This is a genomic window from Bradyrhizobium sp. Kon69 (assembly GCF_055807515.1).
In genome coordinates, this window is sequence record NZ_JBVVOS010000059.1 from 1 (window position 1) to 13,951 (window position 13,951).

Annotated in this window: 10 protein-coding genes and 1 pseudogene; 5 read left to right on the forward strand and 6 right to left on the reverse strand. The window is 57.8% G+C overall.

Annotated elements, in window-relative coordinates; genetic code table 11:
• Both AC0L3U_RS37685 and AC0L3U_RS37690 read right to left on the reverse strand, forming a co-directional pair.
• Positions 1–83: pseudogene (locus AC0L3U_RS37685) on the reverse strand (succinyl-CoA--3-ketoacid-CoA transferase); the annotation flags it as partial.
• A gap of 410 nt (positions 84–493) precedes the next feature.
• Positions 494–1,552 (reverse strand): ABC transporter substrate-binding protein, encoded by a 1,059-nt coding sequence (locus AC0L3U_RS37690; protein ID WP_259219443.1) that lies wholly within the window; start codon positions 1,550–1,552, stop codon positions 494–496.
• A gap of 1,973 nt (positions 1,553–3,525) precedes the next feature.
• Here AC0L3U_RS37690 and AC0L3U_RS37695 point away from each other — a divergent pair.
• Both AC0L3U_RS37695 and AC0L3U_RS37700 read left to right on the forward strand, forming a co-directional pair.
• Positions 3,526–4,707: an acyl-CoA dehydrogenase family protein gene (locus tag AC0L3U_RS37695; RefSeq protein ID WP_259219442.1), complete on the forward strand. Its 1,182-nt coding sequence runs from the start codon at positions 3,526–3,528 to the stop codon at positions 4,705–4,707.
• Positions 4,708–4,711: 4 nt separating this feature from the next.
• Entirely contained in the window at positions 4,712–5,848 is a 1,137-nt protein-coding gene (locus AC0L3U_RS37700) for an acyl-CoA dehydrogenase family protein (protein WP_259219440.1), read from the forward strand.
• A gap of 246 nt (positions 5,849–6,094) precedes the next feature.
• On the opposite strand, the gene AC0L3U_RS37705 is transcribed toward AC0L3U_RS37700, so the two are convergent.
• Positions 6,095–6,508 carry an SDR family oxidoreductase gene (locus tag AC0L3U_RS37705; protein WP_259219439.1) on the reverse strand — a complete coding sequence of 138 codons (414 nt, stop codon included), beginning with the start codon at positions 6,506–6,508 and terminating at the stop codon, positions 6,095–6,097.
• Between the two features lie 497 nt (positions 6,509–7,005).
• On the opposite strand from AC0L3U_RS37705, the gene AC0L3U_RS37710 reads away from it, so the two are divergent.
• Positions 7,006–7,272, forward strand: coding sequence for a hypothetical protein (locus tag AC0L3U_RS37710; RefSeq protein ID WP_259219454.1), 267 nt, complete (start codon positions 7,006–7,008; stop codon positions 7,270–7,272).
• 160 nt (positions 7,273–7,432) lie between these two features.
• Here the strand turns inward: AC0L3U_RS37710 and AC0L3U_RS37715 are convergent, their stop codons facing one another.
• From AC0L3U_RS37715 to AC0L3U_RS37725, 3 genes are all read right to left on the reverse strand, one after another.
• On the reverse strand, positions 7,433–8,464 hold the full coding sequence (locus AC0L3U_RS37715) for a 3-hydroxyacyl-CoA dehydrogenase NAD-binding domain-containing protein (RefSeq protein ID WP_259219437.1): 1,032 nt from the start codon (positions 8,462–8,464) through the stop codon (positions 7,433–7,435).
• 1,097 nt (positions 8,465–9,561) lie between these two features.
• Complete coding sequence (locus AC0L3U_RS37720) at positions 9,562–10,962, reverse strand: aminotransferase (RefSeq protein ID WP_259219436.1); 1,401 nt, start codon at positions 10,960–10,962, stop codon at positions 9,562–9,564.
• 267 nt (positions 10,963–11,229) lie between these two features.
• On the reverse strand, positions 11,230–11,514 hold the full coding sequence (locus tag AC0L3U_RS37725) for a hypothetical protein (protein WP_473364901.1): 285 nt from the start codon (positions 11,512–11,514) through the stop codon (positions 11,230–11,232).
• A gap of 751 nt (positions 11,515–12,265) precedes the next feature.
• On the opposite strand from AC0L3U_RS37725, the gene AC0L3U_RS37730 reads away from it, so the two are divergent.
• A protein-coding gene (locus AC0L3U_RS37730) for an IS3 family transposase (protein ID WP_259219434.1) occupies positions 12,266–13,398 on the forward strand; the annotation gives its coding sequence in 2 pieces (ribosomal slippage) (positions 12,266–12,521 and positions 12,521–13,398; 1,134 coding nt in all).
• A 232-nt stretch (positions 13,399–13,630) separates the two neighbouring features.
• On the forward strand, positions 13,631–13,951 hold a 321-nt coding region (locus AC0L3U_RS37735; RefSeq protein WP_473364902.1), incomplete at its 3' end, for a transposase.

Sequence of the window (13,951 nt, forward strand, 5' to 3'; positions counted from 1 at the left end):
CCGAAGCCGCCCGACATGATCATCATGCCGTCTTTCAGAACGCCCTCGAGAGCCGACTTGGCGTCGGGATAGACCTTGTTCATAGTGACTCACCTATTCGAGACAAATTGAAGACCCTACATAGCTGCCAATGGGTCCAGGAGAACCTGCTCAGCCCTTCAGCAAACACATCATGGCGATCGTGGCAAAACACGTCGCCGGGACCCACGCGGGTAGAGGCTTGCTAGATCACAATCAAGCGGCCACTCGATTTCTGCCATTTTTGGTTACTCGTTTGCTTGGCCACTGCAGGCCTTGAAGCTGGCCCTTTGGGACCCGGCGCTCTATTGTCAGAAACTGAGAATTCCGCACGTCTATCTCGAGCGACGGTGCAGCAGTTCAATACTCTTCGACACGAAGACGAAGGACACGATCAGCATCGTCGCGGCTGCCCTGATAGCCGGACTGATCTGATCGCGCGCCACCAAGGACAATAGGTACTTCCGCCTGAGCGCTATTTTGCGAGCCAAGCGCTGAAGCGCTGGTGCAAATCGGAATGATCAGCCCAAAAACCGAAATCGAGAGGTAGTGCATTCCTCATACGATTATCATTGGGAAGATTGGGCAGAACCTTCGTATCGATCATCGCGTACGCGTCCCGATTGCCTGGTGGGTAAGCCAATTGCAGTGCAACGCTGGCCTGAACGCGTGGAGAAACAGCAAAACCAATAAATTTGTACGCATCATCAAGCCGCGGACTGCCTTTGGGAATTACCCAGTAGCCCCCCCCAATCGTCGCGCCATCCCAAACGGCCTCGAAGTTCTTGCCTGAATTCTTTACCGCGTCGAAAACCCTGGTACTCCATGCCGCCGTCATCACGACCTGATTGTCAGCAAGAAGCTGCATCGGCTGGGCACCAGCGGTCCACCAAATGACGTCGTTCTTAATGGCATCGAGCTTTCTGAACGCGCGATCAACGCCGGACGGCGTGCCTAGCACTGTATAGACATCCTTAAGGGGAACACCGTCCGCGATCAATGCCCACTCCAAATTACCTCTTGCGTTCTTCCATAGCCCTCTCTTGCCGGGAAATTTCTTGACGTCAAACAGATCGGCAACTGTCTTGGGACCATTCGGCAACCGATCCTTGTCATAAGCTACGACGGTAGGAGCAATTCCCGAGGCCACCCCGCAGTCATACTTGTCGCCATTAAAGATTTTTACGCGGTCTAGGCCCAACTTTTTCCAGTCAATCACTTCGATGCTACCCTCGGCGCACATTTGAAGGGCTGCGTCTCCGCCGACATCGACCACGTCCCAACTCACACTTTTGGAATCGACCATTGCGCGGATCTTCGCGTATTCGCCGCTGTACGTCTCGGAGACAACCTTGACACCTGTCGCCTGGCTAAATGGTTGAAACATGACCTGACGGAAGACCTTCTCAGATGGCCCTCCCCAACCAACCACCGTTATCGTCTCCGCAAGTGCAGATCGGGAGAGCCCAAGGGCACCTGCAGCCAATCCAACGACTGTCAAGACCCGACCGATGTTCAATACATATCTCATCATTTTCATTTTCTCCTCAGTGTTTTTGTGCAATCCCGAATGAACCGGCTTTTATCGCCCGATGGCATCTACATTAAGCGCTGCCGCGTGCGCGCTGCCAGCCTCATGAACATCCAACCATGCATGTTGCGTTCTTTGAAACTCCTCTCCCATGCAGCCGGTTGTTCTCGCCGATGAAGGGGGAGCCGAAGGCGCTCTGTGGCTGCAAGTAGACATCAATTGGGTTATCTCGAGATGCATTTACTTACGTAATAGGCCTATCCAACGCGCCGAGCAGCCCGTCCATCAGCACGAGCTTGGGTTCGAAAACGAAGGATGGGCAGCGCGACGCGCTGTGTTGCTGGCCGCCTGCCTGGCATTGCATACCCCTGTCCCGTCGTGGAGCTACCCGTTACAGCGCCGCCGCCGATTGGCAGACCCTTAGGTTCTTTCTTGAATTGGGGCCTCTTGGACGCGCAGCCGAGATTCCAAGGATAAACCTGCAATAAAGCGTCTTCGGTTGACCAAGGTGACGTGATCCTTCCCTATCAGCCTGTAACACTGCGACTTTCCGGACCGCAAACCGTTCGTTGAGACAGGATTATCAGGCTGCCGCCGCTGAATTTGATCAATGATCCGCATTCGCTTGCGGAAATCCTGCACAGACTAGCTAACGCCACCATCAATCGGCGCTCTCTGCAAGCGCCGTGGCGCTTCCGTCGATTTCCTCCTGCTCTTTACGCCGCTGCTGCAAACATGGCATTGGCCATCGTAATTTGGCTAAGCGCGGTGCGGAAGTCGTCTCATCGACGATGTTCCATTGCTTCCAGGGCTATGCGCTGAGATCGAGAAGAGAGTCCGCCGCCTTAAGGGTTCTCACTCGGGTCGTGGCACGTGATCGAGTTTCATAACGGTGCAAGGATCTGTCTCGGGCGATCGATGAACGCGGCCAGCGACCGACCTCATGGCATGATCGGAAAGCGGCTTAAGTGCGCTAGTAATTAAGGAGCCCTGGGGCGCAACGTCGCATTGAGGAAGAGATTTTTGATTTTAGATAACGTTTAGAAAGCGGCGACGCGTCAGAGCCCGAGCCGCCGATGTTACGACGTCGACGCGCTCAATGAATACGGAAGCTATATACTCATCGCGTGGATCGGCCTCTTAATTCTGTGTAGCGGCGCGGCTTGTAAGCGTCTTTAGCGAGATTGATGCAGTCTTGCTCGCCTTTGCATCTCGAGCGGAGAGCGGCTTTGAAGCAGGGTGCCGAGATCAGATCTTTTCGTCAGGTTTCGTCGGACCAGGGGCACTCCAGACTAGTATAGCTTTGTCGGCACGCCATCGCTCAGGCTGCTCCGCGCTGCCTCAAGTGACCCGTCCAATCGGCTTCAGGAGAACAGCAGAAGTCGCACCCAGCAACGTTCAGCATTTCGTCGGCACATGAGGTAGGTCTCAATCTTTTCTATCAGGACCCGCTATTCTCGCGCAGGACCTGCTCCCAATGCGTGTCGTCTCGGCGGGCTCCTCCGCAATAGCGGTGAAGTCGGAGAGTCCGAGGGTTGAGCGTACATATGCTCTTGGTATCAGCTGCCGGACGGCGAGGTGCACCAAAACGATCTTTTCTGCCGGAACACTGCACGCACGCGCCAGAAGTTGGCGATATTATTCACTAGACCAAGTTAGCGTGCCTTGAGCTACAAGACGACCGGCCTGACGAAGTGCAGCGAGACTTTGAATGTGAAAAGACTGCAGGTTATCCGATGTAAAGCGAGAGCGGCCTTGCCCATCAGAAGTGACTAGCCAGCGCGCTTGCATGATTATCGCAATGACACGTGCCTATAGTTCGCCGCTGGATGCCAGCAGCGTATCTTCGCGTAGTAGATCAGCATTCCTATGGGTTCCCGATGAGCTGAAGCGACATGCGCATCAGATTGTCGGCAAGTGCAAATATCGCAAGCCCGCGAGAGCCAAGCGAAAGAAAATAGAAAGGGCTTCACAACGTGAACGATCTTGAGATGTTCCGCCAGAAGACGTTTGCTTGGCTTGAGACGAACTGCCCGCCGGAGATGCGACAGCCGATTAGCTCCGGCGATGACTTCGTCGTAGGTGGCCGTCGCGCCGTCTACAAGCAGCCGGCCCAAAAGGTCTGGTTGGACCGCATGGTCGAGAAAGGCTGGACGGCACCTGACTGGCCCCAGCAATACGGAGGCGGCGGGCTTTCCCCTGCGGAAGCCAAGATTCTTCAAGAGGAGATGGGCCGCCTCGGTTGCCGGACTCCGCTGAGTTCGTTCGGCCTCTACACGCTGGGCCCGGCGCTGCTCAAGTACGGTACGGAGGAGCAGAAGCGGGAGCATTTGCCGAAATTGGTCCGTGGCGAAATATTTTGGTGCCAAGGCTATTCCGAGCCGGGAGCGGGCTCCGACCTCGCCTCGCTGGCCACCCGGGCGGAGGACAAGGGCGACCACTTCCTTGTGAACGGCCAGAAAATCTGGACGAGCGACGCCGACAAAGCCGATTGGATCTTCTGCCTGGTCCGCACGGACACCTCCACCAAGCACAACGGAATCTCCTTTCTTCTGATCAATATGGAGTCTCGGGGGGTCTCCACAAAGCCGATCAAGCTCATCTCTGGCTCCTCGCCTTTCTGCGAGACATTTTTCGGAAATGTAAAGGTACCGAAGGAGAACTTAGTCGGTGAGTTAAATAAAGGGTGGGAAATCGCTAAATACTTGCTGGGCCACGAACGCGAGAACCTGTCTAGCATTGGCACGGAGGGTGGGCGACTTTCGCTCGGCGAGTTGGCCAAGCGCACCATTGGTGTCGAACCGGACGGTCGCCTGGACGATCCAGTTTTACGAGCTCGCATTGCGCTGTTTGATATCCGTGCCCAGGCGTTCGAAGCCATGTCTGAGTGTTCCATCGACGAGCTAAAGCACGGGCAAGCGCATCCTGCGCTGCCCTCTGTGATCAAATATTTCGGGACAGAGCTGAACAAGCAGCGTCAGGAGCTGGTCATGGCGGCCTGCGGGTCGGATGCGCTGGAGTGGGAAAGCGAACGATCTCGTGGCGGGGCTAACGCGCGTGCTTGGCTTCGGTCCAAGGCCAATTCCATCGAAGGTGGCACGTCCGAGGTGCAGCTCAACATCATCGCCAAGCGCATCCTCGAGCTACCGGGAGCCTGACACGATGCCCCTCTTCCATACCGAAGATCAAACGATGCTGGCCGACACAGTGCGGCATTTCCTTGCCAAGGAAGCCCCGGTCCGCCACATGCGCGCGCTGCGGGACGCCGACGACAGAACGGGCTTCTCGCGCGAGCTTTGGAAGCGGTTCGCTGAGCTCGGCCTGAATGGCGTCCTTATAGAGGAGGCCGACGGCGGCCTAGGGTTGGGCCACGTCGAGGCAGGCATCGTACTCGGGGAGATTGGCCGCAATCTGACGCCATCGCCGTTCCTCGCGACTGCGGTAGGTGCGGTCATGACACTGAGAGGCGGCTCGGCGGCCCAGCGCCAAGCTTGGCTTCCGCGGATATTGACCGGAGAGGCGGTTGGCGCGCTTGCTATCGACGAGGGCGTGCGCCATCGGCCCGATCGAATCGGGCTGCAGGCCGAACGGATTGGCAAAGGATTCCGCCTGATGGGTGAGAAGCGTTTCGTGACCTGCGGTCACGCTGCCGACTTTTTGATCGTCCCGGCCCGGACTGCGGGCTCCGACGGCGAGGAGCTGGGCCTGACGCTTTTCCTGATCGAGAGGAACACCGCGGATCTCAGGATCGAGACGGAGCGGCTGACCGACTCCAGCCTCGTCGCGCGCCTGAGGTTCGATGGCGTGGAAGCGTTCGCAGACGCAGTCATAGGCGAGCTCGATAATGGGTTCGGCGGCCTGAAGCAGACGCTCAGCGCGTTGCGCGCCGGCACCTCTGCTGAGATGATGGGCGTCGGCTCTGGCGCGTTCGCCATGACACTAGATTACCTCAAGCAGCGCAAGCAGTTCGGTCGCCTGATTGGCTCGTTCCAAGCACTACAGCATCGCGCCGCCCATGTTCACACTGAGATGGAGGTGGCTCGTGCTTCCATCCTCAAGGCCCAGCAGCTGCTCGACTGTGATGATACGGGTGCCGAACAGGCAGTCATGGTAGCCAAGGCCATGACCGGTATGGCCAGCGCGCTCGCGGTCAAAGAAGGGATTCAGATGCATGGCGGAATTGGGATGACTGACGAGTATGACATCGGCTTCTACATGAAGCGACAGCGAGTGCTCGCCGAATTGTTTGGCGATGTCGACTACCATTCGAACCGCTTAGCGCAGCTTGCGGGGTATTAGGGGCAACAGATAATGAGGGCGCATCCTCATGTACTACGCGGACCAGGTCGGCTGTCGCAAACGGTGACGCTGGCGTCCCAGTCGGCCGCCTCGGAAAAGCTACTCACTTAAGTGATACTCGCGCAACTCTTAGTATCGCAATTCCTCTCAACTATCCGGCGGCGCGTGAGCTTGTCGTAGCGGAAGCAGAAGTGGCTACTAAGCCTGGAGTCGCTTGTGTTGGACGCTACGTCGGCATGACGCCGCTCAAGGCCTAGTTACCTGCCCGTCTGAACATCGTCGACCCGCACGCAGATGCCGGTCACAAAATCCGATGACGGCGAAACCAGGAATAATAAGGTGCAGCTGCGCCGGATCACCGATGCGCGGACGCGGAAATCCCTTCATGATGTCGCCCGTGCGCTGTAGCATGCCGCTCATCATCTCGGATGAAAACGATCCCGGTGCGATCGCGTTCACATTGATATTGAACTTCGCCCATTCGACCGCAAGCGCCTCGGTCATGCGTACCACTGCGGACTTGCTGACTGAATAGAGCGCGGGGCCATTTCCTGCGTAGGAGCAAGCCGCCGACGATGCGAGGTTGACGATGGGTCCAGGAAGTTTTGCCTTAATCAGTCGGCGTGCGACTCGCATGACAGTACAAACGGCGCTGTGCATTCGTATCCAGCACGCGGTCGATCAGGTCTATCGACATCTTTGTAGCGTGTTGCGCGTCCGGGATGCCCGCATTGCGTCACCAGGATTGTCACCGGACCGAGCTGCCGCTCTCCATCCCCCACAACCTTTCTCAGCTGATCAGCATCCGTCACGTCGAGCTGCAGCGGTACGGCATTGCCCCCAGTGAGATGAATTAGTTGGCGGCACAACGACTATGCTAGGCGCCTGCTTAGAACCATCGAGGTGGTGATCGCCGCAATTCCGGAAAGCAAACGATATTCCTTTCCAGGCGAGTCGCCCTGGTGAGGTTATCGGCGCGGACACTCCGCACGATTCCTTCGAAGAAGCACGCCGTCAATCTCAGTACGTCAGAAGATCTCAAACGGGCCGGCTACGGCCATCCCGCCGCCGACGCAAATGCTGACGACAACCTGGTACATCAGATGCGCGGTGTGCGGGCTCCCGTCATACCATAGGGACGCCCGACGGAGATGGAGTTGGCCGAGATGTTCAGCCTCTCATTCGGCTTTCCTAGCTTATCGCGGCACAATAATACAGTACTTGGCTCGGGAATGCTTCATTCAGGTCCAGAGGCCGATGTCGCCCAGTTTCTCCGGCGCGAAGAAGCCGCGAAAGTTTCTCGCGGTGGCGCGCAGCGCCACCTTCGGCTCTCATTTCGGATTATGAGGATGATGCGTACGTTCGGGCTCATGGAGCCGTTCCGTGTGATCCATAGACTTGACCAGCTGATCGACTTTATGTGAGCCCGGCCTCCGAAACGCTCAGCGGATCGAAGGCTCCGAGCTGATGCAGCCCATTGTGAGGGCAACAGCCGGGACCGACAGGTGACATTCGGTCTCGCCTTGTCAAAAGCGTTTCGATGCTCGACGTATCCTTTCCAATTACTCCAAGGCTGCTCCTCCGCTAAACGCGCTTGCGCAGTGACTGCTCCCACCTCGCGAGTGTCTCGCCAGCGCCATAATCCACGGAGCGCAAGCCATGCAATACCCTGATAATGCCCTCATCGAGTTTCTCGTGGTACTCAGCTATAGTCATCCCCTCATCCGATTCTCGCGCAAGTTGCTGCTGCGACATCTTGTTCAGAAACGCGTCAGTATACTCTGGCGCCTCGCTCTCCCTGGAGGGCCGCTTTTCTTTGCTGTCTGTGCGCCATCCGGCCCACTTCTGCATGAACGCACGCATGTTGGTCTCACCGCTGCCCACATAGTACGTTAGGATTTGGCCCAACATGGGCAGGCGAAGCGCGAACGAATACCGGATGGCATCGTCAATCTCCTGAACAGTAGCGATGTCATCCTGCACGAGCCACTGCGCCTCACGCCAAATAACGTCCTGCAACCTGTTCGCAATGAAGCTGGCAATCTCTTTGCGTACGACCAGTGGATGCATTCCTACTGCGCGATAAATCTCGGCCGCTCGCGTAATCGCCTCGGCGGTAGTTCGCGCGCCACCGCAAAGTTCGACCAAGGGCAACAGATAAACTGGCTGAAACGGGTGCGCAACCAGCAATCGTTCCGGGCGAGGCATCTTCGCCTGGAGCAAAGTGGGCCGGATTTGTGAGGTCGAAGAGCAAATGGGGATGTCTGGGGGCGCCGCCCGGCAGGCGTCCGAGAGCACCTGCTGTTTGAGCTCCAGACGCTCCGGGACATTCTCCTGAACGAGCTCGACCCCGCGCACGGCATCGGCAACGGAATCTACGAGAGTCAGCGCCCCTTCACCTGGCAACGACACCTGCGTCAATTGTTGAAATGCGCGGCGCGCTCTCTCAAGGCGCTCTTGCACACGCTCGACCGCACCCGGCTCGGGATCGTACAGACGCACGTCTACTCCGTTGAGCATGAACCGTGCGGCCCACCCGCCGCCGATGACGCCGCCCCCCAGCAACCCGACTGTGCGTGGCAGCCTTTCAGACCTGGTCGCAGCACTCTTAGACATGGAGTTCGCCTTTCAGATGTCGAAATTGATCTTTTTAAACTGGACCGCGTTTCATCACTCCGGTAGATTTCCCTGGGTCCTTCCGGGCTTCTTAGTTCATCGGATTTGCACCGCCGCGGCTCCACATCATCTAGATCGCCGACCGACGATCTCCTTTTGGGGGCACCGACACAGGCGGACTATTCTTCACCTCAATCCATGGAACCATGACCTCAGAAATGGTGTTAGCTTCCGATTTGGCGTAACCGCACAACACGATTACAGTTCTAGCTGTATCGGATCGCGGGTTTTGAATTCGATCAATATTGAACCTTGTGAAGCAGATATTCTGCGCCTCCTGATCAAAATCGAGGCCTTCCTCTCGTCAATTCTGACGAGGCACGTGTTACGACACGAAAGCAGCTGGACGTGACAACATGCAGGACCAGCAGAACGTATTGCTTCGTCAAGAGCATCGAGAACTAAGGCTTGTTGATGATTCATACGCAAGAGCCTGCTGGTTCACCAGCGAACCATGACGTCTTGGCCATTCGAGCTTAGGCTGTGGAGTTCGAAGTCACTTGTCCGACGAGATCGGCAACGGGTGGATGAACTGGTGAAGTTCCCGAATGACGATGCTACTTGTTGGTGCACGTATGCTATCGGTGTTCTTGTGAAGCCAATTGAAGGACCTGGACCAGCAGATCGATGCCAACTGACGTGAGCGGCGATCAATTCCAGAGAATGAATTCGATCGCGAAGTTGCTATCACGCATCTTTGGCATTCATCCGGCCGCGGCTCTGGCCGACTGTACCGGACCAGACCGTGCTCCGCTCCGGACAAGACTTTGCGGCTTGGCTTTGCCTGCCGCCGAAGCAGAATTCCACCGCCGGAAGGATGGGCTTGGCCGAATCACGAAACAGGGAGCTCCCATCTTAGACACTTCCTCCAGATCTGAGTACGTGAGGTTGCAAGGATTTCCGCAAACTCCGCACGAGCCGGGGTAGAACACAATGCACTCGCCGACCTGATTGTGACTGGAAGGTCGATCGTTTTCATCTGCGTCCCCTCCTCATGAACTGACCCGCTCCGCGTGCTCCGCGGGGCGGGCGATCTTTCATTCCTTCCCGGCCAACTTCTGCATGGCATTTTCCAGCGCCCTGTCGAGAACCTCGATCAGCGTGTCGCATTCCGAGCGGGTGATGATGAGCGGCGGCGACAAGACGATCGTGTTAGAATGCCGCGCGCCTCCGCCAGAGCGGCCGACGATCACGCCGTTCTTCTTGCAGAACGCCAGCACCCCGGCGACGAGCTTGCCGTCCAGCTGAACTTTGCTCTGCCTATCGGTGACCAGCTCGATGCCGATCAGGAGACCTTTGCCACGAACTTCGCCGCAGATGCCATGCCGCATTAATCGGTCCTTCAGTCCGTCCATGAGATAAGAGCCGATCTCGGCTGCACGCTGCGGCAGCTTCTCCTCGAGCATGATCTCGATGTTGCGAACCGCTACGGCTGCTGCCACTGGATGGCCGCCATAGGTGTTCACCTGTATGACCTGGCGCGCCTCGGCCTCTTCGCCGAGAAAGCTTTCGAACACCTTGTTTTTCACCACGGTCGCACCGATCGGCAGGTAAGCCGAGACGATGCCCTTCGCGACGGCCATGATATCCGGGCTAACGCCGTAATGCTGGTGGCCGAAAATCTTTCCAGTACGGCCAAATCCGTTGATCACCTCATCGACGTGCAGCAAGACATCGTACTTGCGGCAGATTTCCTCGACCATCGGCAGGTATTCATCCGGAGGCACGGCGACGCCGACACCGGACATAATCGGCTCGACGAGCACCTCAGCGACGGTTCCGGGTCCTTCGCCCTGAATAGCGGACTCAATCGCCTTGGCGCAGGCGATCCCGCACGAGGGAGATTCGAGACCAAGCGGGCAGCGATAGCAGGTCGGCGCCGGCACATGCACGAACTCGCCCGCGAACGGCTCGAAGTTGGTCTTGCGATCGCCCATGCCACCGGCGGCCAGCGTGCCGAGCGTCGTGCCGTGATAGGCGTAGTAGCGGCTAATGGTTTTGAAGCGGAAATCCTTCGGAAACTCCTGTTTCGCGTACTGCCGCGCGATCTTGAAGGCGGCCTCGTTGGCCTCTGAGCCCGAATTGACGAAATAGCTGTGATAGCCGCCGCCCATCAGATTGTTGATCTGCTCGCCGAGCTCGGCGGCGGGCAGGTTCATGGCCGTGTGCGGATAATAGGCAATCTGTTCCATCTGCTCGGCGGCGACTTGGGCGAGCTCGGAGCGGCCGTAGCCGATATTGACACACCAAAGGCCAGCCATGGCGTCCAGATAGGCTGTGCCGTCATGGTCCATGATGGTGGAGCCCTGGGCCCCCGTGACCACGATCTGGTTCTGCTCGAGCACGCGGTGCTGAACGATCGGGTGCAAGACTGTCTTGAGGTCCTGCTTGACGATCTGCTCGCGAATCTCGGGATCGGGTGCGTTCTTGAGAGTCATCTTTGGTCACCTTGCCTCTGAGCTAATTCCAATGTCGTTAGAGGATATTCATCTTCACAACGGTCCCGTTGGCGATGAGAACGGAAGGGTGTTGAACCTTACTGGCATACTGTGGCGCCTTGACCAAGCGGGGCGGGATCCGATCGTTACTGTAATAGCGCCTCGTCCTTCTGCAGAGCGCTCCTGCGTCCTCGGTTGCCGTCCGGTGAAAAGAGGCTTTCTCTCTCACGAAGGCCGCAGCCCGCTCTTTGTAGTCCTCAGATGATGTCAGGACCAGTCGATCGACATCCATATGGCTCGCGAAATCGGTGCCCTTCGCACCTCCCACACCCCTTTGATATCGTCGGCCGCGCCGGTCAGAATTGTGAATGAGGTTTCTGTGGCGTCATCAAAAATTTCAGCAGCTCTCGTCAGCTCGCGAGTTGCATCGTTAGAAAGCGCATTGATGCGATCGCCGCGGTCGAACCTTGCCACCGCAGCGCGCCCTCCCGGCCAAGCTCTTCCTCGATCTTCACGAGCTTCGCTAAGATTGATCTCATTGCTATCTGGCATTTTTCCCTATGAAGATCTCGTGAGCTGCTCCAGCGTTCATTTGGAACATTCGACATCGGCTACATTGCCGCCCAACGGACGACTTCATCCGACCGATACGATCGTCACGCAGTCGGGTCCTTCGCACATTCCCGTCACTGCGCAGAGGCTCAAGGCGCGGGTAATTCGGTTCGCTCGGGCGTCCGGTTGGCTCCACGTGAGCGTGGGTTCGCTGCTACCGACGGCCGGGACTTAGGGACCACCCGGGCGCGGCGGGACAGCTTCTCACCAAGGGGATCATGTGTCTTCAGCCATTCTGTACAAGCTCGCTTTTCTTAGGCGCAGGCCGGCCCGTCCATCACGATCAAGACCATTTACTTTTTCCGTCGGAGAAACTCGCCAATGTCGGACGGGATGATGCATATTTCAGGCAAGATTTTCCACTTCGACGCAGAACATCATCGTGGACCAACCTTACGCGCGCGAATGGAATGGCCCTCGGTGGGATTGTAAGGCAAACTGGATGTGGCGGTCGGAGAGTTGGCGCTAGGCCACCCATGCAATCGCTTCAAGAAACTTTACAAGGGCTTCTTGACAAGCGCCGAGGCCATCGCAAGAAGGAAATAACCAAGCCTAGCCGGGTCCTCGACACTGGCTTGTTCCTACAATTTGCATAAAGAAGTAAGAGCCGGCTCCGCAGATTTGAACAGGTCGATAAGTGGAGTTTCTGCCTGACAGCGGGCACGCTGATGCCTGCGAATCAGGAGAGACGATGAGCAGACGACCGCGCCGGAACCACACACCGGGCTTCAAGGCGAAGGTGGCGCTTGCCGCCGTCAAGGGCGACCGGACGATCGCTCAACTGGCCGAGCAGTTTGACGTCCATCCCAATCAGATCACGGCGTGGAAGGCTCAGCTGGAGGGCGGAGCTTCCGGAGTTTTTGGACTTGGCAGCGCTGCGCCGGCCGTGCCTGCGATCGACGTGAAGTCGCTGCACGCCAAGATCGGAGAGCTGACGCTGGAGAACGATTTTTTAGAAGGAGCGCTCACCAAGGCGGGGTTGCTGAGCGCAAAGCGATGATCGACCGTGAGCACGATCTGTCGATCACCAGGCAGGCGGAAGTTTTGCAGATCAGCCGCGGCAGCGTTTATTACCTGCCGCGGCCGGTGCCGGACGCCGATCTCGCGATCATGCGGCGTCTCGACCGGCTGCATCTGGAGTATCCCTTCGCCGGTTCGCGTATGTTGCGCGGCCTGCTGGCTGCCGAAGGGTGCAAAATCGGCCGCCGGCATGTCAAGACGCTGATGAAGCGGATGGGGATAGAGGCGCTCTATCGCCGTCCGCGCACCACCAAGCCGGAGCCCGGCCACAAGATCTATCCATACCTGCTGCGTGGCATGGAGATCACGAGGCCTAACCAGGTCTGGGCCATGGACATCACCTATATCCCCATGGAGCGCGGGTTCGTTTACCTCGCTGTGGTGCTGGATTGGGCGACCCGTCGGGTCTTGTCCTGGCGGCTGTCGATCACGATGGAAGCAGCCTTCTGCGTCGAGACGCTGGAAGATGCCTTGGCTCGTCACGGCAAACCGGACATCTTCAACACCGATCAGGGCTCGCAGTTCACCGGCCAGGCCTTTACCGACGTGCTCGCCGACAACGGCATCGCGATCAGCATGGACGGCAAGGGCGCATGGCGGGACAACGTGTTGGTCGAACGGCTCTGGCGCAGCGTCAAATACGAGGAGGTCTATCTGCGAGCCTACGAAACCGTCGGCGAGGCACGACATTCGATTGGCCGGTATCTCGATTTTTACAACGGACGACGTCCGCATTCGAGTCTTGACGACATGACCCCGGATCAAGCCTACTTCAACCTTCCGCCGCTCCGCGCGGCCGCCTAACCCCGGCAGAGGCTCCACTTATCGACGCGGAGATTCTGTTCAGACAAACGGGACCAGCTCAGTAGTCGTCCGTGAACAAGGCTCTAAGCGATTGAGCAGGAGTCAGTTTTCCGGTTGGGGCGGCATTTGAGATTGCAGGGATTGGGGGCTTGAGGCCCCCAAACCTTGCAATTTTCGTTTGTGGATTCCCTTTCGCTGCGGACCATGATTCTGTGGTGCATTGGAGGGGCCGATGCGACCGAAGAAGCACAGGACGACGGGATCGAACGATCTGTTCCGGGCGCGGCTGGACCAGATCATCAACATGAAGCACGAGCTGGTTCTGCTCGCCGGCAAGATCGATTGGGACTGGATCGACGGCGAGGTCGCGCCGCTCTACAGCGAGAATGGCCGGCCCGGGATCGAGACCCGGTTCATGGTCGGGCTGCTGTTGCTCAAGCACACTTACGGGCTGTCCGATGAGGGCGTTTGCGAGTGCTGGGTTCACGACCCGTATTTCCAGTTCTTCACCGGGCAAGAGTTCTTTCAGCATGCCTTCCCGCACGAGCGCTCG